We start from the raw sequence: 309 nt of genomic DNA, 5'->3' as shown, positions 1-309 counted from the left end.
ATAGATCACATACGCCAGGTGCCGCGCCGTCAAGCCCAGCTGCGCCGGGTCGGGATTGTGCGATGCTTGACGCGCCATGGCCGCGCCGTCTTCCTCTCCGTCGAGCAGCAGCACCGGTATCGCCAATCCCGCTTCGGCCGCAGCCGGCAGGCGCTCTTGCGTGCCCGTCTGCGTCAGCAGCACCACCGGCGCACTGTCTTGCAACATGTACACCAGACGCTCCTGGGGATAGCTCGGGTCGAGCGGCACATACGCGCCTCCAGCCTTCAAAATCCCCAGCAAGCCAACTATCATCTCAACACTGCGTTC

Annotated in this window: 1 protein-coding gene; it reads right to left on the bottom strand. The window is 64.1% G+C overall.

Annotation, left to right across the window (positions count from 1 at the left end):
* Positions 1-294, bottom strand: a 294-nt coding sequence (locus KVP70_RS33575; protein ID WP_439897415.1) for an AMP-binding protein, incomplete at its 3' end; no start/stop codon positions are given.
* Positions 295-309 lie beyond the last annotated feature (15 nt).

Source organism: Duganella violaceipulchra (genome assembly GCF_019166075.1).
In the GTDB taxonomy this organism is placed as follows: Bacteria; Pseudomonadota; Gammaproteobacteria; order Burkholderiales; family Burkholderiaceae_D; genus Rugamonas; species Rugamonas violaceipulchra.
The sequence above is the reverse complement of the archived record's forward strand: the minus strand, read 5'-3'. Positions and strand labels throughout refer to the sequence as shown.